18 protein-coding genes are annotated in these 22,884 nt (G+C 37.8%); 16 read left to right on the top strand and 2 right to left on the bottom strand.

The window, feature by feature from the left end:
- Positions 1-47: 47 nt before the first annotated feature.
- Entirely contained in the window at positions 48-2,111 is a 2,064-nt protein-coding gene (locus tag AA0017_RS15675; RefSeq protein ID WP_413375928.1) for an efflux RND transporter permease subunit, read from the top strand.
- On the top strand, positions 2,108-3,937 hold the full coding sequence (locus AA0017_RS15670; RefSeq protein WP_413375927.1) for a YhgE/Pip domain-containing protein: 1,830 nt from the start codon (positions 2,108-2,110) through the stop codon (positions 3,935-3,937). Before AA0017_RS15675 ends, AA0017_RS15670 begins: the two co-directional genes overlap by 4 nt.
- Positions 3,938-4,234: 297 nt before the next feature.
- Here AA0017_RS15670 and AA0017_RS15665 read toward each other — a convergent pair whose 3' ends face one another.
- Positions 4,235-5,614 (bottom strand): sensor histidine kinase, encoded by a 1,380-nt coding sequence (locus AA0017_RS15665; RefSeq protein WP_413375925.1) that lies wholly within the window; start codon positions 5,612-5,614, stop codon positions 4,235-4,237.
- Between the two features lie 9 nt (positions 5,615-5,623).
- The gene (locus AA0017_RS15660) at positions 5,624-6,334 is read right to left on the bottom strand and encodes a response regulator transcription factor (protein ID WP_413375923.1); all 711 of its coding nucleotides are present in this window, start codon (positions 6,332-6,334) and stop codon (positions 5,624-5,626) included.
- A 189-nt stretch (positions 6,335-6,523) separates the two neighbouring features.
- Here AA0017_RS15660 and AA0017_RS15655 point away from each other — a divergent pair, with 189 nt between their 5' ends.
- The 14 genes from AA0017_RS15655 (at position 6,524) to AA0017_RS15590 (ending at position 22,156) form a co-directional block, all read left to right on the top strand.
- Positions 6,524-7,291: an ABC transporter ATP-binding protein gene (locus tag AA0017_RS15655; protein WP_413375921.1), complete on the top strand. Its 768-nt coding sequence runs from the start codon at positions 6,524-6,526 to the stop codon at positions 7,289-7,291.
- A complete protein-coding gene (locus tag AA0017_RS15650; protein ID WP_413375919.1) occupies positions 7,278-9,119 on the top strand; it encodes an FtsX-like permease family protein in 1,842 nt (613 codons plus the stop codon). The genes AA0017_RS15655 and AA0017_RS15650 overlap by 14 nt, the downstream gene beginning before the upstream one ends.
- Before the next feature lie 258 nt (positions 9,120-9,377).
- A complete protein-coding gene (locus tag AA0017_RS15645; RefSeq protein ID WP_413375917.1) occupies positions 9,378-9,746 on the top strand; it encodes a YxeA family protein in 369 nt (122 codons plus the stop codon).
- 410 nt (positions 9,747-10,156) lie between these two features.
- A complete protein-coding gene (locus tag AA0017_RS15640) occupies positions 10,157-11,200 on the top strand; it encodes an SIS domain-containing protein (protein ID WP_413375915.1) in 1,044 nt (347 codons plus the stop codon).
- A 58-nt stretch (positions 11,201-11,258) separates the two neighbouring features.
- Positions 11,259-12,536, top strand: coding sequence for an ABC transporter substrate-binding protein (locus tag AA0017_RS15635; protein ID WP_413375913.1), 1,278 nt, complete (start codon positions 11,259-11,261; stop codon positions 12,534-12,536).
- Between the two features lie 76 nt (positions 12,537-12,612).
- On the top strand, positions 12,613-13,491 hold the full coding sequence (locus tag AA0017_RS15630) for a carbohydrate ABC transporter permease (protein WP_413375911.1): 879 nt from the start codon (positions 12,613-12,615) through the stop codon (positions 13,489-13,491).
- A 1-nt stretch (position 13,492) separates the two neighbouring features.
- Positions 13,493-14,398, top strand: coding sequence for a carbohydrate ABC transporter permease (locus tag AA0017_RS15625; RefSeq protein ID WP_413375909.1), 906 nt, complete (start codon positions 13,493-13,495; stop codon positions 14,396-14,398).
- Between the two features lie 15 nt (positions 14,399-14,413).
- A complete protein-coding gene (locus AA0017_RS15620) occupies positions 14,414-15,229 on the top strand; it encodes a PfkB family carbohydrate kinase (protein ID WP_413382628.1) in 816 nt (271 codons plus the stop codon).
- A gap of 73 nt (positions 15,230-15,302) precedes the next feature.
- Entirely contained in the window at positions 15,303-16,052 is a 750-nt protein-coding gene (locus AA0017_RS15615) for a GntR family transcriptional regulator (RefSeq protein ID WP_413375907.1), read from the top strand.
- A gap of 302 nt (positions 16,053-16,354) precedes the next feature.
- The gene (locus tag AA0017_RS15610; protein WP_413375906.1) at positions 16,355-18,082 is read left to right on the top strand and encodes an ATP-binding protein; all 1,728 of its coding nucleotides are present in this window, start codon (positions 16,355-16,357) and stop codon (positions 18,080-18,082) included.
- Positions 18,083-18,582: 500 nt separating this feature from the next.
- Positions 18,583-19,311, top strand: coding sequence for an MOSC domain-containing protein (locus AA0017_RS15605; protein ID WP_413375904.1), 729 nt, complete (start codon positions 18,583-18,585; stop codon positions 19,309-19,311).
- Positions 19,312-19,385: 74 nt separating this feature from the next.
- Positions 19,386-19,913, top strand: a complete 528-nt coding sequence (locus tag AA0017_RS15600; RefSeq protein WP_413375902.1) for a DinB family protein — start codon at positions 19,386-19,388, stop codon at positions 19,911-19,913.
- A 136-nt stretch (positions 19,914-20,049) separates the two neighbouring features.
- Positions 20,050-20,682, top strand: a complete 633-nt coding sequence (locus AA0017_RS15595; protein ID WP_413375900.1) for a glycerol-3-phosphate acyltransferase — start codon at positions 20,050-20,052, stop codon at positions 20,680-20,682.
- A 55-nt stretch (positions 20,683-20,737) separates the two neighbouring features.
- Positions 20,738-22,156 carry an NAD-dependent succinate-semialdehyde dehydrogenase gene (locus AA0017_RS15590; RefSeq protein WP_413375898.1) on the top strand — a complete coding sequence of 473 codons (1,419 nt, stop codon included), beginning with the start codon at positions 20,738-20,740 and terminating at the stop codon, positions 22,154-22,156.
- Positions 22,157-22,884 lie beyond the last annotated feature (728 nt).

Genomic DNA, 22,884 nt, shown 5'->3' with positions numbered 1-22,884 from the left:
TTATAATATTAAAGTAAAAATGAAATGTCGACAAGAAGAGGTGTGGAATGATTGACCTAACTGGAGCAATTTTAAAACATAAAAAAACAGTTGTCATTGTCTTTTTACTGATGACACTTTTGTCTGTAGGGGCTCAATTTTTTGTCTCCATAAACTATAATATGGTGGATTATTTACCTGATAATGCTGAATCGACGGTAGCAATGGAAGTGATGGAGACGGAATTTACAGCTTCTATCCCAAATACAAGGGTGATGGTATCTGACGTTTCGATACAAGAGGCATTAGTTGTAAAAGAAAAGCTTTTACATATTGAAGGTGTAACAGATGTGAATTGGCTAGATGATGCAGTCGATCTCAAAATGCCAATTGAAATGATGGATTCAGAGTTAGTAGAATCCTATTATAAAGATGGAAATGCTCTCTTTTCGATAAGCATTCGTAGTGGTGATGAAGTAGCAGTCACCGATGAGGTTTATGAATTAATTGGTGAAGAGAATGCGATGGCTGGAGAAGCTTTAAATACCGCTACCTCACAAAAAATGGCCGGGACAGAATCGATGTATGCAGCCCTTTTGCTAGTGCCGATTATTATCATCATCTTAGTCGTATCGACAACCTCTTGGATGGAACCTATTTTCTTTTTAACCGCAATTGGGGTTTCGGTTCTAATTAATTTAGGTACAAATATTTTTCTTGGAGAAATTTCCTATGTCACTCAGTCCGTTGCTCCGATTTTGCAATTAGCGGTTTCTTTGGATTATGCGATTTTCCTTCTTCATAGTTTTTCAGACTTTCGGAAAAAGACCAATTCTCCTGAAGAAGCTATGAAACTAGCAATGAGAGAATCTTTTCCAGTCATTGCGACAAGTGCGGCCACCACGTTTTTTGGGTTTATGGCCCTAATGTTAATGGATTTTGAAATTGGGTCCGACCTTGGGTTAAATTTGGTCAAAGGTATTTTATTAAGTTTTATAAGTGTGGTCGTATTTTTACCTGCCTTGACGCTATGTTTTTATAAATGGATGGATAAAACAAAGCATAAAAACATCGTTCCTAGCTTTAAAGGGATTGGTAATAAATTAATAAAGCTCAAATACCCAAGTGTGATAATTGTCTTCATTTTGATCGTTCCTGCTTTTTTAGCTCAAAGTAATACATCCTTTTTATACGGTCTAGGCGACCAACCAGAAAATACGCGGGCCGGACAAGACGAAAGAGCGATTGAAGAAACGTTTAGTCAATCAACACCGATCGTTTTATTAGTACCAAAAGGAGACCTAGCCAAAGAAGAAGAGCTCGTACAGGAATTAGAAGGAAGCGAGTATATTACTGGGGCCATCGCTTATGTGAACTTAGTCGGAGCTGCCATTCCACCAGACTTTTTAGATGACTCGATTACGAGAGAATTCTTTTCTGAAAATTACAGTCGAATCATCGTCAATACGAATCAAGGTCCTGAGGGAGAGGTTCCTTTTCAAATTGTGGAAACGGTGCGGGATACAGCTGCCGATTTTTACGGAGAAGAGGCTCTTAGTTTAGGTGAGAGTGTGACTCTTTTTGATATGAAGGAAACGGTGACGAAGGATAATAGAGTCGTTAATGTTATGACGATTGTTACAATAGCTGTTGTATTAATGCTTGTGTTTAAGTCAATTTCGATTCCAATTGTCTTATTATTAACGATTCAGTCAGCTGTTTGGATTAACTTGTCTGTCCCTTATTTTACGAATTCATCACTTGTTTTCGTGGGGTATTTAATTGTCAGCACGGTACAGCTTGCCGCAACGGTTGATTATGGAATTTTATTAATAGAAACGTATAAAGGTTACCGTAAACAGATGTCACCTGTGGCAGCAATAAAAAAAGCATTGGACGAAAAAATGTTTTCTATTATTGTCTCGGCTCTTATTTTATCAAGTGTTGGCTTTATTTTATGGATTACCTCTTCAAATCCAATTGTTTCATCGGTTGGTTTATTACTTGGAAGAGGAGCCTTACTTGCGTTTGTTATGGTCATTTGTCTTTTACCGGCATTGCTTGTCCTATTTGATAAATGGATTAGAAAAACAACGTATAAAGCTAATTATCATGAGGAGGAAAAACGATGAGAAAGAAACGTTGGATAGCTCTTACTTTGGCGATGTTGTTCATTATGCCTTCCTTTTTTGTAAATGCTGCTTCTAGTTCTTCTTCAAAAGATGAGCAGCAAACCTCTGGAGAAATGGCCTCTAAAGATGAAGTCGTTTATGCCAATTTACAAGCAAGTGGGGAAGTTCATAATGTGTATGTCGTCAATTATTTGAACGTGACAAAAGCGGGGATCGTTGAAGATTACGGTTCGTACAGCGATGTCACAAACTTAACCGATTTATCGAAAATCACACAAGAGCGAGACAAATTAGTCATTGATGCTCCGGAAGGTCCTTTTTATTATCAAGGTAATATGGGAGAACAAGTGGAATTGCCATGGAAGTTCTTACTTACTTATAAAATCGATGGGAAAGATATAGAACCAGAAGAATTAGTAGGGAAGGATGGATTGGTCGAAATCATCATCGAGACGAAGGCAAATGCCCAAGTTGATCCTGCTTTTTTTGAAAACTATTTGTTACAAATCACGTTAAATTTAAGTGAAGAAAAGTTTCAGAACATCAAGGCACCGGATGCGACTATTGCTAACGCGGGGAAAAATAAACAAGTAACATTCACCGTTATGCCTGAAAAAGAAGCGGAACTCACGGTTCAAGCAGATGTCCTTGATTTCGAATTTGAAGGAGTGGAAATAGCAGCCGTTCCTTCCTCGATGTCAATTGATTTACCTGACACCCAAGAAATGACGGGTGACATTAGTACTCTCTCTAGTGCGATTGGAGAGCTCCACGATGGGGTTGGGGAATTAAAAGATGGTGTCAACGAATTAAGTAACGGAATGGTTCAGTTATCTGACGGCTCTAAGGAGTTTAAAGGTGGAATGTCCGAAGTAGCTAAAGGCGGTGGAGAACTGGTTGCGGCGTCTGAATTAATGAATGAGGCGTTAAAAACGATTAGTCAATCTGTTAATGGCGATATGGATGAGCTTGCACTTGATGATTGGCAAGCTCTTGAGGAAGGTCTTGCTGAAATTTCGACTGGATTAGAAGAAGTATCAGAAGGGCTTCTCGTATTAAGTGAGCATTATACAATTGCATATAACACTTTAGACGATACCATGAATGCCATACCTCAGGCGGAAATTACAGAAGAAGAAATCGCCCTTCTTTATCGTAGTGATGCAGACAAAGAGATTATTCAAAAACTAATCGATTCCTACTCGGCTGCCCAAACAGCTAAAGGAACGTACTTAGCTGTTAAAGAAGGATTTGACGCGGTTGCACCAACGCTTCAAGAAGTGAGTAGTGGAACGAATGAAATGGGGACCCATCTAAAATTAATCGCAGAGGGCCTTTCGTCTAGTTTAGAAAATGTGGATATTGCTGATGCTATGCAACAATTAAAAATCGGATTAACAGAAGTTGCGACTCATTATGGTGAACTCCATTCTGGAATCAGCAGCTATACAAAGGGTATTCGTCAATTATCCAACTCTTACGATGAATTGCATTCAGGAAATGTTCAGTTAGCCAGTGGAACAAAGGACCTTGAGAGTGGCGTGAATGAACTCCATGATGGGACAGGGGAATTGTACGATGCGACCGACGATATGCCAGAGCAAATGCAAGCCGAAATCGATAAAATGATGTCCGAATTTGATAAATCTGATTTTGAGGCTATTTCTTTTGTTTCGGAGCAGAATAACGAACAAATACATGCTGTGCAATTTGTCATCAAAACAGAAAGTATTAAGCACTATGAAGTAGAGTCGAGCCAAGAGGAAACAGAAGAAGAACAAGGCTTTTGGAAACGACTGTTGAAATTGTTTGGAATAGGTGTATGAGAAGGAGAACGAAATTCAACTTGAAGAACGGAATGAAGTTATGTTAAGTGTTGGAGGAGCGAAGATAGGAATTTGTCTACTGTTGTGAATAGAGTTTAAAAAGGAGTAGCTGATGCTGCTTCTTTTTTTATCAATCAAGCTGTGCTGTTAGAAGCTCGAGAAAAATCGGTTCATCTTTTGAAGAGAAAGAGCGACTTCATAAGCCGCCCCTAATTTTTTCTCGCTTCTGATCAAACAGGCTTCGTTTTTTGTGAAAGGAGGGTAGGTTCAGACTAACCCTAAAGCTTTTCCCTAGTTTTATCCTTCCAATCGAATCTCTACAATCGTTCCGAGTCCAACATGGCTCGTCAAGTTTACTGTTCCTCCGTGTGCCTCGATGATATCTCTGGAAATGGCCATTCCGAGGCCAGTGCCGCGAATGTTGTCGGTATTTGTACCGCGGTAATAGCGTTCGAAGATTTGGTCTAGATCTTCTTCGGCAATGCCTTTTCCGTTATCTTTAATCGTAATACTGTCCGTTGTAACTCGAATATCTATCGTAATATGAGCGTCATTATGAATGAGTGCATTGTAAACAAAATTTAGAATGGAACGTTTCATCAGATGACGGTCGATCGCCCACTTCAATTTGGACGAATCACTCGTGAAGTCAATTTCGTACTGGCCAAATTGCGGATCGTTTAATAAATCAATCACTATTTCGCGGACAAAACTTTCCATTCGTGTTTCCAATAAGTTGAGCGGCAATTCTTGGTTACGTAAGCGCATCGTTAAATTAAAATCATCAAGCAAATCTTTCATATAAATCGATTGCCGTTCAATGACTTCAGCGTATTCTAAACGTTCCACCGGTGAGACATTTTGATCACGAAGTAATTCCGCATATCCTTGGATGGAAGCGAGCGGTGTTTTTAAATCATGAGAGACATTGCTAATCCATTCATTGCGCATTTTTTCTAGTTTCAATCGTTCTTCTTCATGAGCTTGTAAGGTTTTGGAGACCTCATTTAAATTGGCAAAAACCGTCTTGTAAATACCAGGTCTTTTCGTTTTTTGGACAGAAAAATTCCGTGATTTTAACTGTGAGATGCGGTTAATTAAATGAGAGACAGGTTTGGTTAAGATCGTGCTAAACAATAAGCCGACAAGCATGGCAATGAATAAATCGACGATCGTAATCGCTAATAAAGATTTAGAGGCATAGGACCAAATCGATTCGGCATCTACCATAAAAACGACTCGTTCTTCTTTAGACTGTGGGACACCGATTAAATAGCTATAAGTTTCAAACTCCCCAACGAAATATGTCGTGAAATCATCGTCCATATATTTATATTTGTGGATCAGTTCAAATGGACTATAGTGTGTCGACACATCATTTGGTGCAAGATAAGAGGATAGAACCTGTCCGTTTTGATCTAAAATCTGAATCCATCCGCCGAATGCTTGGAGGGCATCGATGCCTTCATTCGAAACAACGGGTTGCTCATTTTCGAGCGAAAGATAATGACTGAATTGGCGTGTGAAGTTTACACCTGAATCGCTAGAAACATCGTCGATCCCACGTGTTTGCTGGTAAAAAAGCATACCAATTAATATTAAAGTATTAATAAAAAGGACAATAAAGACAATGATCAGCACTGAAATCAAGTAGCGAGCTGTTAATTTCCATTTCACTTAAATCACCTATTTCACTATAAATCTATAGCCGAGGCCTTTGACTGTTGTAATAAATGTTGGCTTTGAGGGAGTATCCTCAATTTTTTCTCTGAGCCTTCTAATATGAACCATTAATGTATTATCAGCCCCATAAAAATCCTCTCCCCAAACTCTTTCGAATAATGTCTCCTTGCTTAAAATTCGGTTCGGATTACGCATAAAGCACGCCATCAGGCCGACTTCTTTTGCTGTTAGTTCAAGAATTTCCCCATTTTTAAAAACTTCTGTTTCATCTTGATTGATGTTAAAAGGACCTACAGTTGTTGTTTGATTGGTCTTTGCTTGAGCGGTCATATCGATTGTATATAAGCCTGCCCGTCTAAGCTGAGCTTTTACTCGAAAAGCGACTTCCTTTGGACTAAATGGTTTGGTAATATAATCGTCCCCGCCAATGGCAAGCCCTAAGATTTTATCAATTTCATCGGATTTAGCCGATAAAAATAAGAGCGGGATGCGTGACACTTCCCGAATTTTTTTGCATAAGTCATAGCCTTCTCCATCTGGGAGCATTACATCTAAAATGGCGATATTCGGTGAGAATGTTTGGAACTTCTCCCAGCCTTCTTGAATGGAATTCGCCAACTCGATCTCAGAAAATCCTTCTTTTGTGAGGGCAGTTTTGATTAGCTGGCATAAATCGCTCTCATCATCAACAATCATAATACGTGGTTTTTCCATCTTCAATACACCTTTCCTTCCTACTTCTACAATCTTCTTCGTTTCCTATTTGTTTCAAACAAGAGTTATTTACCAATTATCATATCCTTTTTTATAGTGAGATGCTATTTAAGGATTTTGTAAGGTAGTCGTGAATTTAGTTTAAGGATGCCTCGTTATAGTAAAGACATACGAAAGAGGTGCATAGAAATGGAATCATTATTAGCGGTACGAAATGTTGAAAAGACTTACGGAAAAGGTGCAAATCAATTTAAAGCACTTAAAGATATATCTTTTGAAATTGACCATGGTGAGTTTGTTGGCGTCATGGGGCCATCTGGGGCAGGAAAATCGACGTTGTTAAACGTTCTTGCGACAATCGATTTACCAACCAATGGAGATATTTTAATTGGAAATGACAATATTGCGAAGTTGAAAGAGGAAGCATTGGCCGATTTCCGGCGTGATCATCTTGGCTTTATTTTTCAAGATTATAATTTGCTCGATTCACTGACTGTTCGTGAAAATATTTTACTACCACTGGCGATTGCGAAAAAGCCAGCTAACGAGATTAAAAAGCGTGTGGAAGCACTTGCTGATACATTTGGGATTTCATCATTATTGGACAAATACCCTTACCAAATTTCTGGTGGGCAAAAGCAGCGTACGGCCGCGAGTCGTGCCCTTGTTTCAAACCCTAAACTTATTTTTGCGGATGAACCTACCGGGGCTTTGGATTCCAAATCGGCAACAGACTTGCTAGAAAGTTTAAGTCAGCTAAATGTAGACCATGAAACGACGATTATGATGGTGACACATGATGCGTATGCAGCAAGTTTTTGCCGCCGAATTTTATTTATTAATGATGGTCAATTATCAAAGGAACTCTTCCGAGGTACGAAATCACGCAAGGAGTTTTTCCAAATGATCTTAGATGAATTAGCACAAATAGGTGGTGATGTGCATGACGTTATTTGATATAGCCCTGAAAAATATTCGACGTAATTTTAAAAGCTATTCACTTTATATTGGAACGACTATTTTCTCCATTGTGATTTATTTTACATTTGTGACCTTGAAATATAGTGAGGATATCAGTGCCCTTTCCGAAACCTCTAAACAAATTAGCGGAATTATGAGTGCTTCGGCCTTTGTTTTAATGATTTTTGTAGCCATTTTTATTGCTTATTCGAATTCCTTTTTTATGAAAAAAAGAAAAAAGGAAGTGGCTCTTTATTCGCTATTAGGTGTTCGGAAACGTTCGATTGGCTTTATGTTGTTTTGTGAAAATATGGTGATCGGATTATTTTCATTAGTAGTTGGCGTTGGTCTGGGCTTTCTCTTATCACGTGTCTTACTGACGATTTTAATGAAATTAATGGGTCTTGATATCGCCATTGGATTTACTTTTTCAATGGATGCAGTGATGAATACGTCTATTGTTTTCTTCCTTATTTTCTTAATCACATCGCTGCAAGGGTATCGCGTCATTTATCAATTTAAGTTAATTGATTTATTTCATGCTGAGAAAAAAGGCGAAGAATTGCCAAAAGCACGAATGATAACGGCGATTTTAGGTGTGGTCACACTAGCAGGGGCTTATTGGCTCGCTTTACAAGATTTAATGACTTCACAAATTTGGCGGATGCTCGGTTTATCGATGCCCATTGTCATTATTGTTTTAACAGTGATTGGCTCAGCTTTATTATTCCACAGCGTTCTTGTGTATGTGTTATCTGTTCTGAAAAAGAATTCGTTTTGGGCTTGGAAAGGGCTTAATTTAATGACGGCCTCTCAGCTGTTGTACCGTATTCGTGGGAATGCGAAAACATTAACGATTATCGCGATAATGAGTGCGACGACAATGACAGCGGGTGGAGCGGTATTTGGGATGTACTATAATGTGGAAAAAAGTATTCAAACCTATGCACCGCATACTTTTATGTGGGAAGGCTCTCCCAAAGAGATTGAGCCAGATCTAATCGAATATGCTGAAACAATTAAGAGTAAGGAACTGCGGATTGCCCATGACTTATATGAGATGGAATATGCGGTTATCAATCAATCTACCTTTAATAGACTAGCAAATCAATTAGAATGGTCTGACATAACAACGATTCAAGATGGGGAAGTCTTAATGCTCGATGTGTTTTATGATGAGCGTTGGTCACAAAAAGAAGAATCGATTGGGATTGAGGGAAATGAATTTGTAGTGGCTGAATTATATGATCAAGCTGTATTTAATGCATTCACTGTTGGAGCAAGTACGATTGTCGTCACAGATGATTTCTACAATGAAATCACGGCAGAGGAAAAGACATATCAGGCGGTTCAAGTAAAGGATTATAAAAACCAATTAGCTTTGTCAGAGGAATTAGCCGCTTCAACTGAGAACTTCACAAGCGCGACACAAGACTATAAAAGTGCAATCGAGGCATCGGGTTCGCTGTTGTTTGTAGGAAGCTTTTTAGGACTTGTTTTCCTAGTTGCGACCGGAAGTATCATCTTTTTCAAAATGATGACCGAGGCAGAGGAAGATAAAGCGAAATATACTGTCCTTCATAAAATAGGTGTATCGCGTCTGGAAATGAAGCGGACCGTTCGCCATCAAGTGGGAATGGTTTTTACAGCACCTCTCGTTCTTGCCTTGATTCATGCAGGGGTTGCTTTAACGGCCTTCTCTAATTTATTGGCGATGAACTTACTCGTTCCTATCGCTATTTGGATGTTAGCTTATACGATGATTTACGCACTTTATTATGTTATTACGGTTCGTAGTTTTTATAAGACTTGCTACGTCCGTTAGAAGCTCGAGAAAAATTAATCAACGTAGTTCACTGGCTTTTGGTTAACCAAAACGGAGACAGTGGAATGCCCGGAGACTCCTGCGGGATTAGTGAGGAACGGGAGACCCCGCAAGCAAATAGCTGAGGAGGCTCCCGACTCACCCGCGGAACGCGTAGGGCATGCAGCTGACGGAGTAAACAAACTACACTATTCTCGCTTCTTGGCAAACGGATTTCGCTTTTCAAACGGTACACAAAGAAAATTTGGAGGGATAATTATGAAGAAATTAATGGGGATTTTACTAATTGGAGCAGGGCTTTTTGTTGGGATTATCTTAGTATTAGCAAATGTAGATTTTAATAGATTAGGGAAAGAAAATGCTTACGTGCAAATTACGACGGCAGATTCAGTCGAAGAAACCAAATTAGATTCAGGTGAAATTATGAAACACTACTTATATAAGCTCCCTGCTTATAACGAAAAAGGAGAAATGATAGAAGTTGAATTTTTCGCAGCAAAAGAACTACGTATCGATGCGTACTTGATGCTCTATTTAAAAAAAGGTGATCAAGTAACATCATATGATGAAGTCCAGTTAAATGAAATACCTGAAAGAGTAAAAGTGAAGTTGAATGGTGAGGTTTAAGGGAAGGGGACTATAGTGAAATTAAGTTAGATAAAACATGAACATGCATACTAGAAAGCAGCCTATTCACTATTAGGCTGCTCTTTTGGTGTGCATGATACCTAGGTAGTGAAAGTCCACTATAGGCTTGGTAGTAGAAAATGTTAGTTTAAGGAAAGGCTGTATGGGCTGAGCAAAGACCTAAAAGAAGCCAACATAAAAAATCATGAGCAGAGAACAAAAATGATAAATAAAGAGATAGATAAGTTTGTTAAACCAAACGAAGTCAAATACTATCCGAATCTCTAATAGTAACTTCTTAACTTTTATATTATTAGAAAATTAAAATTATATTGACTATTAAGAGAGTCTGGTTTATCATGATTTTAATATGATGTCATATGACGTCATAAAAATTTGGAGGTGTAGGAATGAAGACAGAACAAGAGACAGTCAATGAGGAAATAGGAACCGGTACAAAAGAAAAGAAAGGTGCAAAATTAAAACCAGAGCATGAAGCTGAGATTAAAGAAGTTATTGAAGTTATAAAATCGAGAAAAATCGAGAATGTGTTTTTCGTGGCTTGCGGTGGGTCTATGGCTTCCTTGTCTTTTGGTGAATATTTCTTGAGTAAAGAAACAGGTATTCCAAGTTTTGTCTATACGTCAAATGAATTTATTCACCGTAACCCTATGGCTTTAGGTGAAAATAGTTTAGTCATCTTACGATCGCACTCAGGTACGACCCCGGAAACTGTTAAAGCTGTGAACTTTGCAAGTAGTAAAGGAGCGCTCACGGTGGCGATTTCGATGGACAGAAAATCACCACTTTGCGAAGCTGCCGAATACATTATCCATTACAATTATAAAGATGGCTCTGATGCAATTGATGGAGAAACAGGCATCTATTATACGCTGATTTTCGAATTATTAAATACGTTCTCACCAAATGAAAAATATACTCGTGTGATTGAGCAACTGTCTAATTTGGACGAACTAATTAAGAAGAACCAGAAACTGTTCACAAAAGCAGCAAACGATTTTGGTGAAAAATACAAGCGTGAAAAAATAATCTATACGATGGGAAGTGGTGCTTATATACATCACGCTTACTCTTTTACAAGCTGCTTGTTGATGGAAATGCTGTGGATCCACTCAAATCCAATTCATTCTGGGGAATTTTTTCACGGCCCATTCGAAATTACCGATTTCGATGTACCTTTTCTCGTCATCAAAGGAGACGGAGCCAGCCGGCCACTTGATCAGCGTGCACTTGATTTCGTAACTAAATTTAGCGTAAAAGTAGAAGTGGTAGATGTTGCAGAATTGAACTACGAAGGAATTGACGAAGATTTGAAAGAGTATTTTGGGCCTGCACTTGTTGGTTCAGTTTTGAGACTGTATGCGGATGGTCTCGCTGAACATACTGGACATCCACTGTCTGTCAGACGATATATGTGGAAAATGGATTACTAAAATTGAGGGATTTTTATTTCAAAATTTAATCACTTTAGGAATGAAAGGAGTTTTATAAATGAAAAAAATAATCAAAGTTTTATCTTTGTCCTTACTCCTACTCCTTCTGTTGTTGTCAGCTTGTAATTCGAAAGATGTAAGTAGTGAATCGGATGGTGGAGAAAAAGTCGAAATTGACTTTTTCCACCGTTGGCCGAATGAGCCACGAAAATCGTTCTACGATAAAAAGATCGAAGAGTATATGGAAGCGAATCCGAATGTTAGTATCAATGTAGATTATGTATTGAATGATTCATATAAAGAAAAAGTCAGGGTATTGGTATCAAACGATAATTTACCGGATATATTCTCTTCATGGTCGAACTCATTCGCTGAAAATCTTGTATCTTCTGGCAGGATCATGCCATTAGATGATGTTATTGATGAGGACACTGAATGGTCATCAAAATTCATGGAATCTCAGTTTGAAGGGTTCACTTTCGACGAAAGCACGTACGGGGTTCCTTTTACAGTGGACGGCAAAGCCTTTTTCTATAATAAGGCGATCTTTGATGGAAATAATCTTATTATTCCGGAAACTTATGATGAATTCATTCAAGTCTTGGAAGAACTGAAGAAGGTAGGTTATGAAACACCTCTGATGGAAGGATTGATGAATACATGGGCCATTTCACATTATATGGGTACGATTTTCGAGCGTGTAGTTGATCCGGCTATTCTGGAAAAAGATTATAATTTAGCCACTGCCGAATTTACCGATGAAGGATACGTTAAAGCACTAGAAATTTTCAAAGAATTAACATCTTACATGGGGGAAGTTTCAACAGCTATTGACCATGAAGCTGCCCGAAATATGTTCGGAAACGGTGAAGTACCAATATTGTACATGCAGTTTGCAGAAATTAAATTAGTGGAAGAGATTGGTGGCGTTGAGTTCGGTTTCTTTGATTTCCCAGCAGTCATGGACGGCAAGGGCGATTCTAGTTCATTGACTGGTGCCCCTGAAGGATGGATGGTCAGTAAAAACGCACCAAAAGAAGCTGTTGATTTCCTTAAATTCCTAACTTCTGAAGAGACAGCTTTCGAGTTTACGCAAATAGACGGTCAATTAAACGCCATTAAAGGAGCGGTAACTCCCGAAAACGCTAATGAAACTAGTCTGGAAGCTTACAACATGGTTTTGAACGCTACCTCTACGGCCCCCTGGTTCGATAACGCACTCAATATAAACGTAGCGGATGTCTTTATGCGTGGTGGTCAGAATCTCGCGACAGGCCAGACCACTCCAGAAGAAATTGTAAAAGAAGCTCAGCAAGTAGTCTTAGACCAAAAGTAATCGTTCTAATGCATAGTAATAAGTCCTAATGTTCCCCTGAATATTAGGACTTATTTAAAATGAAAGAGGTGTATGTATGAATTCAAGGAAAGTTATTCCTACACTGTTCCTGTTGCCTAGTCTCTTGCTGTTAGGTATTTTTATTTATATTCCGCTCGTCCAAAATTTTTACAACAGTTTCTTTGATTTCAGTGCGTTTTCTCAATCGAAAGAATTCATCGGATTCACAACCTTTGAAAATTTGTTTAAAGACAAAGTAGTGATGAGCTCACTTTTAAACAATATTAAATATGCCGTTATTTCCGTCTTATTCCAAGTTTTCTTTGCATTGATACTTGCATCTGTTCTTGAAGACAAGTTATTTCGAAAAATCGCACCTGCACTTCGGGTGATTTACTTTATTCCGGTGATGATATCGGTTTCTGTCATCGCTTTACTATTTAATTTTATATACAACCCTCAGATGGGGTTATTAAATAGCTTTTTAGAATTGATTGGTCTTGAAGCTTTAACGGTTCCTTGGTTAGGAAATGCAACTACAGCCATTTACGCCGTCATTGCCATGTCACAGTGGCAAAGTATTGGATTTATTACAATGTTGTTTATTGTTGCTATACAGAAAATTCCAAAAGACTTATATGAAGCGGCTGATATTGATGGTGCCGGAAAAATAAAAAAATTTTTCAATGTAACAATACCGCAAGTAAAGGAGACAATGTTCGTTAATGTTCTCATCACGGTCACAGGATCTATGCTGGTCTTTAATGAACCTTACATTCTGACAAATGGCGGACCGGGAGTCAGTTCGATGACGATGGCCGTACACATGTACCAGCAAGGATTCGTAAAAGATAATATGGGTTATGCTTCAGCAATTGCTACCTTAATTTTTGTCTTTACTGCTTTGCTCGCTATAATCCAGATACGAGTGTCTGGAACAGGAAAGGATGATTGACATGTCCAAAGTAGATGTAAGAAGTGTATACTTAGAATACCGTAATAAAATCGTAAAACAGCACAAACCAGTTGGGAAAGTGAATATACGTACAAAAATATCTAAAAATTTGGTTATTTTAGGGTTGTTCTTACTTGCTTTTATCATTTTGTATCCTTTGTTCTGGATGATGATATCATCTTTTAAAAGCTACAATGAAATTTACAATGATGTATGGGGTCTTCCATCTGTCTGGCATTTTGAAAATTACATGTCTGCATGGTCGAATGGTATCTCTGGATATTTTATCAATAGCTTGTTTGTCACAGGAGTTACGATTGTCCTTGTCGTGTTGTTCGGTTCTATGGCAGCTTTTACGTTGTCTCGATACCGGTCACGATGGATTGACATAGTGTTGTTATTTACAATCGGTGGCCTTATGATGAATCCGCAAGTTGCATTGATTCCACTGTTCGAAATGCTGACAGCTGTAAATTTAATCAACACACATTGGGCACTAATATTCTCGTATGTTGCCTATCGTCTACCACTTACCATCATCCTGATTCGTGCTTACTTCTTGAGCATTCCACGGGAGTTGGAGGAGTCGGCTATTATTGACGGTTGTAGTGAACTTAATATTTATAGGAAGATTTATCTGCCGTTGTCGCTTCCGATTATTATGACCACGGTAGTCTTGACAGCTTACTTTGCGTGGAATGAATTTCTATTCGCTACTGTTTTCATTAATTCAGATGCATTGAAGACGATTCCTTCAGGACTGATGAATTTCCGGGATGCTCTTCGAACTGATTGGGGTGTCTTACTTGCAGGGATGGTCATAGCTTCGTTACCTATGATTATTTTACTGTTTTTCCTGCAGCGTTATCTAGTAAGAGGACTTTCAGAGGGATCAGTAAAAGGATAAGGGGGAGGATTGTACATGAAATTGATTGCCATTGGTGACAATGTAGTGGATTGTTATTTAGATCAGAAGAAATACTACCCAGGGGGAAACTGTGTAAATGTTGCCGTGAATGCCCGGAAGAACGGTGCAGAAAAAGTCGCTTACATTGGTATTTTCGCTACGGATGATAAGGCTGAACATATTAAGTATGCATTAACGCAAGAAAACATTGATTTTGCGATGTCTCGTACTGCACAAGGAATTAGTGGCCAACCTCAAGTATCACTTACAGAAGAAGGGGATAGAGTTTTCATAGGAGGGCCAAAAGATACAGTACAACACAAGTTCAAAATCCAGCTCACTAATGAAGAATTGTCTTTTATATCTGATTTTGATATTTGTCATATTAGTTGCTATTCCTCGATGGAAAGTGAACTTTTAAAACTATCGGATGTCATCGATGTAGCCTATGATTTCTCGAATAATCTAGATCTTGAATATGTGTCATCGGTTGCTCCTTATATTCGATTTGCTTTCTTTTCAGCGTCCGAATTAGCAGGTAAAGAAATTGATTTATTTATCAAAGAATTGGAACCGTTCCGCTTTAACGTAGTTGTACTAACACGTGGCAGTTTGCCTGCCTTATTCATTTATAAAGGGACTGTATATGAACAAAAACTGAAGTCTATTTCTGTTTTAGATACAATGGGGGCTGGGGATAGTTTGATTGGTGGTTTTTTAGTGAACTATATTAATGGCCTAGGAATGGAAGCTTCTATTGAAAAAGCCACAGAGTCTGCAGAAAGAACGTGTATGATCTACGGTGGTTTCGGTTATCCGATGGAATCCTAAACATTTGTTTTAAAGTTTCTCCTCATGTACAGTTAAATTAATAATCAAATCAGAATGAAATGGGGGAGTTACTATGGAAAAACAAGATGGAATGAATGTTGACAGTCCAATTCTTCTATATGAAGAAATAAAAGCTGGAATACGGGAAATGATAAAAAAAAATAATTTGAAATCTGGTCATAAACTTCCGAATGAATCCGAATTGTGTGAGTTTTTCAATGTCAGTCGAATTACAATCCGGAGAGCCATCAAAGAATTAATTAATGAAGGTATCATTGAAGTGATAAGGGGGAAAGGAACTTTTGTCAAGGCTTCCAAAAAAGATCTGCATTTGTTAAATTTGAAAGGCTTCACTGAAGGTCTATCGACAATAGAAAATAATATAGAAAAGGAAGTTTTGTCTAAGAAATGGATACAAAATGAGACTGACATTGCTAAAGCTTTCTCGTTTCAATATACCGATTTTCTTGAACTCACACGTATAGTGACTGATGCAGATGGTCCATTTAGTGTAGACTTTGCTTATTTTCCTGCCGACATATTCCCAGGGATAGAACCTCATTTGATTGATAATATTTCGACCTTTGAATTAATTAGAAATGAATATGGGATTGAATTTACAAAAGTACACAAAGAAATTGAATATGTTCATCCGACTCCAGAGATTTGTGAATATTTAGGGGTCAATAAAACTTCTGTGGTCATCTTGGTGAAAAAAGTAATTTTTGGTGCTGACTATTCACCTGTTCATTACTCCAATTACTATTTAATGGGGGACAAAGTCAAGTTTTATATTGAAGCTGATTACAAGGTAGATGAATAAAGTGTTCTAAAAATATTAAAAGGCTATTCGAGTTGTTTTGTCAACTAGGAATAGCCTTTTTAAAATGAAAAGAATACATGAGTGTCTTGGTTTGAGAATGCGAAAGGAAATAGAGGTTAAACATGCCAGAGGCTAAGAGATTAGGGTTTCACTGTTGCTTTGATTTAAAAGTGCTCGACAAGTTCTACATACTTTAGGCTCTCTCATATGTAAATGTTTCTAAAATTATGAAAGAGGTTATATAATTAAAAGCTAATACATTGTTACGACTTTTTATAAAAAGGAAAGAAGGTGAATGGAGTATGGCTGATAGGAGTCCAATTAGTCAATTGACAAATCATCTTTCTCTGCTTAATAAGGGAGGGCATATTTTGTATATGTTTAATGAAATGGATAAATATATAGAAAATGCCGTTAGCTTTATCGAGGAAGGTATAGAGGAAGGATCCATTGTTTTCATTAAAGAATCCGATGAAGTCATGGATTTAATAAAGGCTCAACTTGCAGCTAAGGAGTTTACTGAAAAAGAGTGTAATTTGATTATTTATCTAAATAACCGTGAGTTTTATTTAGACGGAAAATGGTTTAATTACACAAGAGCTGGTCAAAGTTTAATTAGTCTAGTCCAACCATACTTGGACCAAGGCTATTATATCCGGACATGGGGACATATTCCATTTCCTGATAAGGATTTTGTAGAAACGTTAATAAACTACGAATGTAATTGTGATGAATTTATTAGTGAACAAAAAATTATCTCTGTTTGTTTATTTAATGGTTTATTTACTCCTGCCTATGTACAAAATGAATTATTGAAAACGCACACACACCTTTTATTAGATAATGATTATAATCTATCCCCTTTTTATAATAAAAAACATCATGCCTCTATTTCTATTGAAGAGATTGAGAGAATTCAGAGAATAGAAGTGCGAAACCAAGAGCTTCAAAAGAAAAATAAAGACTTGGTTTTTGAGAATCAATTAATTAAATCAACAAATGAAGTCATTAAGGGAAGTGAATTAAAGCTTCGTACCTTAATTAAAGAATTACCAATCCCGATTATTATTAGAAATGAAAATCATATTCTATTTGTGAATGAAATAGTTGAAGAGGCTTTACATATTCATGAAAATCAGACAGTTAAGGAAATAAAAACGACTTTAAAGCCATTTTTTGAACAATTTGATTTTAATTTAATTGATTCCACAACCAGGGAAATACAAGAGCAACAATTTATACATATGAATGGTGAAAGGAAATACTATTTGGTTAAATCTATCGATATTTTATTTGAAAAGAAGCCAGCTATTCTTCATGCATTTGTCGATATGACACAAGAGAAAGAAAATGAAAATATGCTCATTCGCTCTGAAAAATTGCAAATAGCAGGAGAGCTTGCAGCAAGTATTGCCCATGAATTACGTAATCCACTTACTTCGATTAAAGGCTTTTTTCATATGTTAAAGAATGCTGGAGTCGAAAAAGAGATGTATTACACCATCATAGAAGATGAGCTTTCTCGAATTGAACAAATATCGGCTGAATTATTAACGTTAGCGAAACCACATTCTGAGAACCGAAAAAATCATAATCTTGTTCAAATCATCGAGGAAATTAAGGTATTGCTTACCTCTGAGGCGAATATGAAAAGCATTGAATTAGTCTTTGAGAGTCATGATAAGCAACTATCTATCTATTGTGAGGAGACAAAGATTAAGCAAGTCTTTATCAATTTAATCAAAAATGCCATTGAAGCAATGGACAGTCCCGGGAAAATTGTCATTAAGGCCGCTCAAATAAAAGAAACGATTCAAGTTCAAGTCATTGATCAAGGGTGTGGAATCTCAGAAGAATTAATTAATAAGATTGGAGAACCTTTTTATACGACAAAAGAACAAGGAACAGGTATAGGGTTAATGGTTTGCTATCAGATTATCGGAAATCATGGCGGCACTATCGATATAGAGAGCAGTATCGAAAATGGAACCATATTCACAGTTACACTACCTGTCACGATAAAAGTATAACTATTTAAAAAGCGGAGTGCTGTGTGACAGGAGTGGCTATTTTTTTGAGGTGAATTGCGACGAGAGAGCCAGTCACAATTACATAAAGCCCGTCGTAAAGCTGAATAAGCGGCGAGAGAGCCGGTCGTAATTACATAAAGCCCGCCGTAAGGGCGTATAACCCAAGTAAGGAAGGGTGAAATCTTATATTTTGCTTTCAAAACTGGTGGGTGTTCCTTTATTAAAGAAGGAACGCCTTTTTAATGTCATGAGTAGTTTTGAAAGGAATAAAGTTTCTTATTAACCGGTGATTAGTGGGGCCTTTTACGACAAACTTGATTTGAGCGCGCTTTGAATCGGAAAAGTGCCAAGTATCCTTGGAGTGAATTAAATGGAGTATTTGTCGTGTATAGGAAACCCGAATAAGACGAGAAAATATCTCTTGCTAGTTGATAATTAAATGAGTTATCTTGAAATTAATTACAAAAAAATCAGAATTTTTATAATGAGGAGTAATTTTTATGTTAATTGGACATATCAAAGAACTGATTCGTCATCCTGTGAAGTCTTTTTATGGTGAAACAGTACAGAAAACGAAGATCATGGAGTATGGGTTATATGGAGATCGTAGCCATGCTTTTATAGATGAAATGAGACGAGGGAAGTTTTTAACGATCACTCAATTTCCAGAAATGGCTCGATATAAAGCGAGGTTTGTTGGGGAAGAGACTATGGACAAATATCCTAAAGTTGAAATCATCACACCAGAAGGCAAGGTTCTGAATTGGAGGGATGAAGAATTAATCAAAGAAATAGAAACTAAATCACAACGAAAAGTCTCGCAGTCTATATTTACACCGTTGCATATACCTTTGGGGGCAATTGAAGAAGAGCATATTCAGTTAGTAACCGACACTTCATTAGATAGACTAAAAGAATTAACAGATAAAACAGAACTAGATTTTCGTCGCTTTCGCCCTAATTTACTTCTTACATTGAAAGATAAAGAACCCTTTATAGAAGAAAAATGGTTTGGTAAACGAATAAAAATTGGCTGTGAAGTTGAAATTCAAATAAAAAGGCATTGTGAACGATGTATGATTATTACGGTTAATCCTGAGGATGCCAAACGAGATTCGTCTATATTAAAAACGGTTGTAAAAGAAAGAAATAATCATTTTGGTGTTTATGCTTCGGTCATTAAAACAGGTGTCATTCAAGTAGGGGATGAAGTTGTCCTTATGGAATAGCTAGTTTTAGTAACGAGGGTAGCAAGAAGAGATTTAAATATGTTTTATATAGTTGACACAGGAGGAGTGATTGCATGATTTTAGATTTAAAAGGCGAATCTGAAATGGATGCGGTTATCGGTAGACTTTACTCAATGGTAGACGGAAATTATCAACGTTTAAAATCGATTGTCGCCGGTATGTCTCAAGAGGAGTTAGAATATAAAGGACCTAACCAGAATTTCAACAGTACCGCTCAACTGCTAAGACATTTAGCTTACGTCGATCTTAGATGGGTGTTTAGAATAAAGGGAGAGGTTATTCCTATTAAACTTGAAGAGAAATATGGACCAATGTTAGATGGAAATAACCAATTACCTGAACTTAAAGCTCCCTCTTTGACTGTGCTTCTGAATGAATATGATGAGGTCATCAGTATGATTAAATCATTATGTTACCAGTTAAAAGATGAACATCTCAATCAAATAGTGAAATATAAAAAAGGAAATGAAGCAACTGTCCAATGGGGGATTTGGCATATAGCAGACCATAGTAGGTATCACCAAGCTCACATTAATCAACTACGTAAATGGTATAGCGACTCCTGTCGTGTAAGTGAGTGAGTCTTATTCGTTTTGAGGCATTTATTAAGAATAATATTGCCAACAATTCAATCCGAATTTTTCAAAAGGACTAATAAATAATTGTCAGTCAAGAAACAGAGATTTCAACCAAAGGTGTTTATAAGGAGAATGATAGATGGCATACGTCCTCTTGGCAGTAATCATTAGTTATCTTTTTGGGTGTTTACATGGTTCGCAAATGGTTGGGAAAATGAAAAAAGTGGATATAAAAAATGCTGGGGTTAAAAATGCAGGTGCCTCTAATACGACGATACTATTAGGCTGGAAATATGGCATTATTGTCGCCCTGATTGATATTTTGAAAGCGGTTATCCCTGTCGTTACGATTCAAATTATTGGAAGTCATTATGGGCTTACAAAGGAATCAATGAATACGCTCGTTTATTTCGTTGGTTTTATTGTCGTAATTGGTCATATTTATCCAGTAACGATGAAATTTAGTGGTGGCAAAGGGACTGCTTCTATGGTTGGTGTATTACTGGCTATTGATTGGAAGCTCGCTGTAATCGGTATTATAACGTTAGTGCTGATAACTTTGATAAGTGATTATTTAGTAGTCGGGGTTATCGCTATGTATGCTGCCTTTATCATTACGACAGTTTTATTTGATTATGGAACATACAGTATACTGATTGCCATTTTATTAACCTTATTGAGTGTATATAAACATTTGGAGAATTATCATAGAATAGTTAATAAAACGGAAAGAACAATCTCTAGTATGATGAAGAAAGGGAAGTCTGCTTAGAAAGTCTTTTTTATAGCAAAAGTTTTGAAGATGAAAAGAAAAGGGGAGCTAGCTGATGCACCAAGCATTGTTTATTGATAATAAAAGGATAGAAACAAAGAGTACGCTCGATGTTATCAATCCAGCGACAGAACAAATCATTGGAACGATTGCCAATGCAGGGGCAGAGGAAGCGAGGCTTGCGGTCGATGCCGCAGCCTCAGCCCTTGAAAGCTGGAGAATAAAAACGGAGGCAGAACGTGGTGAGCTGTTACAAAAATGGCATCATTTAATTCAACAAGAAGAAAAAGAGATTGGCACTTTGATGACAAAAGAACAAGGAAAACCACTTACTGAAGCAATCGGAGAAGTACGTTATGCGAACAGTTTTCTGTCTTGGTATGCAGAAGAAGGCAAGCGTATTTACGGGGAAACGGTTCCAGCTAGTTCACCAAATAAACGGATTTTCGTTCAAAAACAGCCGATAGGGGTTATCGCAGCGATTACACCTTGGAATTTTCCAGCTGCGATGTTAACGCGTAAATTGGGGCCAGCACTTGCTGCTGGTTGTACGGCTGTTGTAAAACCGTCTGAATTTACCCCATTTACAGCGTATCGGCTTGTGGAACTTGCACAAGAAGCTGGGATTCCTAAAGGGGTTATTAATCTCATTACAGGTGATGCTGTAGCAATTGGAAAACAGTGGATGGAGGATGAGAGAATTCGTAAAGTATCATTTACGGGCTCGACTCGTGTCGGAAAACTACTCATGGAACAAGCGGCTCATACAGTGAAGAAGTTATCCCTTGAGTTAGGAGGTCAAGCCCCTTTTATTGTGACCAAAAACGCTGATATTGCTCAAGCAGTCGATGGGTTAATGGCTTCGAAATACCGCAATGCTGGGCAAACTTGTGTCTGTGCGAACCGAGTTTATGTAGATGAATCGATTCATGATGTTTTTGTTGAGGCTATGGTAGCTGAAGTGAAGAAGTTAAAAGTTGGAAACGGATTAGAAGAGGGCACAGATATTGGACCGTTAATTAACGTTGAGGCCCTTTCAAAAGTAACGAAACATATTGCCGATGCCAAAGAGAAGGGGGCCAATGTTTTATATGGTGCTGATGTAAAAGAGGAAAAAGGCTATTTCCAAGCACCAGCCCTTGTTGTAGGAGCGAATGATGATATGCTCTGCATGCAGGAAGAAACATTTGGACCACTTGCCCCAATTGCTACCTTTGCTTCAATTGACGATGTGATTCGTCGGGCGAATGAGACTCCTTTTGGGCTAGCAGCTTACGTTTTTACAAAAGATCTCTCTGAGGCTTTTAAGATTTCCGAAGCATTGGAATATGGAATTGTCGGCTTAAATGATGGCTTACCCTCTGTTGCACAAGCTCCATTTGGAGGAATGAAAGAAAGTGGACTCGGACGTGAAGGCGGGCACTGGGGAATTGAAGAATATTTAGAAGTGAAATATATATCGCTGCAATTATAGGTATAAGGCATAACACATAACACATAAACTTGGACTAGTAGAAAATAATGGCCCTGTAAGGAGAACTTGCAGGGTTATTTTGTGTTCTGGAGGAAGGGGGAGCAAAGATGTTGAATGAAGCCGGAAGCCATTGAATTAAAGTCGCAAAGGGAATCAGAGCGTGCCAATGAAGCCGGAAGCTAGCAATTTAATGGAGAAAAGGGAATCAAAGAGCTGCAATGAAGCCAGAAGCCATTGAATAAAAGCCGGAAAGGGAATCATAGGGTGCCAATGAAGCCGGAAGCCATCGAATAAAAGCCGGAAAGGGAATCAAAGGCCAGCAATGAACCCCGAAGCCATTGAATCAGAGCCGCAAAGGGAATCAAAGAGCTGCAATGAATACCGAAGCCATTGAATAAAAGCCGCTTCGGGAATCATAGGACGTCAATGAAGCCGGAAGCCATTGAATAAAAGCCGCTTCGGGAATCATAGGACGTCAATGAAGCCGGAAGCCATTGAATAAAAGCCGGAAAGGGAATCATAGGACGTCAATGAGTCCGAAAGCTATCAAATAAAAGCCGCAAAGGGAATCAAAGCACAGCAATGAATCCGAAAGCTATCAAATAAAAGTCGCAAAGGGAATCAAAGAGCCGCAATGAAAGGGGCACAGAGTTTTTTAGCCGTCCTCTTTCATTTTTAAGTCCCTAGCATTTCCTGTTTTTGGTATAATATACTTTAATAAAATATGA

The organism is Alkalihalobacillus phoenicis, from assembly GCF_047302405.1.
GTDB lineage: Bacteria > Bacillota > Bacilli > Bacillales > Bacillaceae_D > Alkalihalobacillus.
This window is presented reverse-complemented; position numbering and strand designations above follow the sequence as displayed.

What these genes read in the sequence shown, in the direction of transcription:
- AA0017_RS15630 (WP_413375911.1), top strand. Translation starts at nt 12,613, where the DNA reads ATGAATTCAAGGAAAGTTATTCCTACACTGTTCCTGTTGCCTAGTCTC.
- AA0017_RS15625 (WP_413375909.1), top strand. Translation starts at nt 13,493, where the DNA reads ATGTCCAAAGTAGATGTAAGAAGTGTATACTTAGAATACCGTAATAAA.
- AA0017_RS15600 (WP_413375902.1), top strand. Translation starts at nt 19,386, where the DNA reads ATGATTTTAGATTTAAAAGGCGAATCTGAAATGGATGCGGTTATCGGT.
- AA0017_RS15615 (WP_413375907.1), top strand. Translation starts at nt 15,303, where the DNA reads ATGGAAAAACAAGATGGAATGAATGTTGACAGTCCAATTCTTCTATAT.
- AA0017_RS15660 (WP_413375923.1), bottom strand. Translation starts at nt 6,334, where the DNA reads ATGGAAAAACCACGTATTATGATTGTTGATGATGAGAGCGATTTATGC.
- AA0017_RS15670 (WP_413375927.1), top strand. Translation starts at nt 2,108, where the DNA reads ATGAGAAAGAAACGTTGGATAGCTCTTACTTTGGCGATGTTGTTCATT.
- AA0017_RS15590 (WP_413375898.1), top strand. Translation starts at nt 20,738, where the DNA reads ATGCACCAAGCATTGTTTATTGATAATAAAAGGATAGAAACAAAGAGT.
- AA0017_RS15605 (WP_413375904.1), top strand. Translation starts at nt 18,583, where the DNA reads ATGTTAATTGGACATATCAAAGAACTGATTCGTCATCCTGTGAAGTCT.
- AA0017_RS15640 (WP_413375915.1), top strand. Translation starts at nt 10,157, where the DNA reads ATGAAGACAGAACAAGAGACAGTCAATGAGGAAATAGGAACCGGTACA.
- AA0017_RS15650 (WP_413375919.1), top strand. Translation starts at nt 7,278, where the DNA reads ATGACGTTATTTGATATAGCCCTGAAAAATATTCGACGTAATTTTAAA.
- AA0017_RS15610 (WP_413375906.1), top strand. Translation starts at nt 16,355, where the DNA reads ATGGCTGATAGGAGTCCAATTAGTCAATTGACAAATCATCTTTCTCTG.
- AA0017_RS15645 (WP_413375917.1), top strand. Translation starts at nt 9,378, where the DNA reads ATGAAGAAATTAATGGGGATTTTACTAATTGGAGCAGGGCTTTTTGTT.
- AA0017_RS15655 (WP_413375921.1), top strand. Translation starts at nt 6,524, where the DNA reads ATGGAATCATTATTAGCGGTACGAAATGTTGAAAAGACTTACGGAAAA.
- AA0017_RS15595 (WP_413375900.1), top strand. Translation starts at nt 20,050, where the DNA reads ATGGCATACGTCCTCTTGGCAGTAATCATTAGTTATCTTTTTGGGTGT.
- AA0017_RS15620 (WP_413382628.1), top strand. Translation starts at nt 14,414, where the DNA reads ATGAAATTGATTGCCATTGGTGACAATGTAGTGGATTGTTATTTAGAT.
- AA0017_RS15675 (WP_413375928.1), top strand. Translation starts at nt 48, where the DNA reads ATGATTGACCTAACTGGAGCAATTTTAAAACATAAAAAAACAGTTGTC.
- AA0017_RS15635 (WP_413375913.1), top strand. Translation starts at nt 11,259, where the DNA reads ATGAAAAAAATAATCAAAGTTTTATCTTTGTCCTTACTCCTACTCCTT.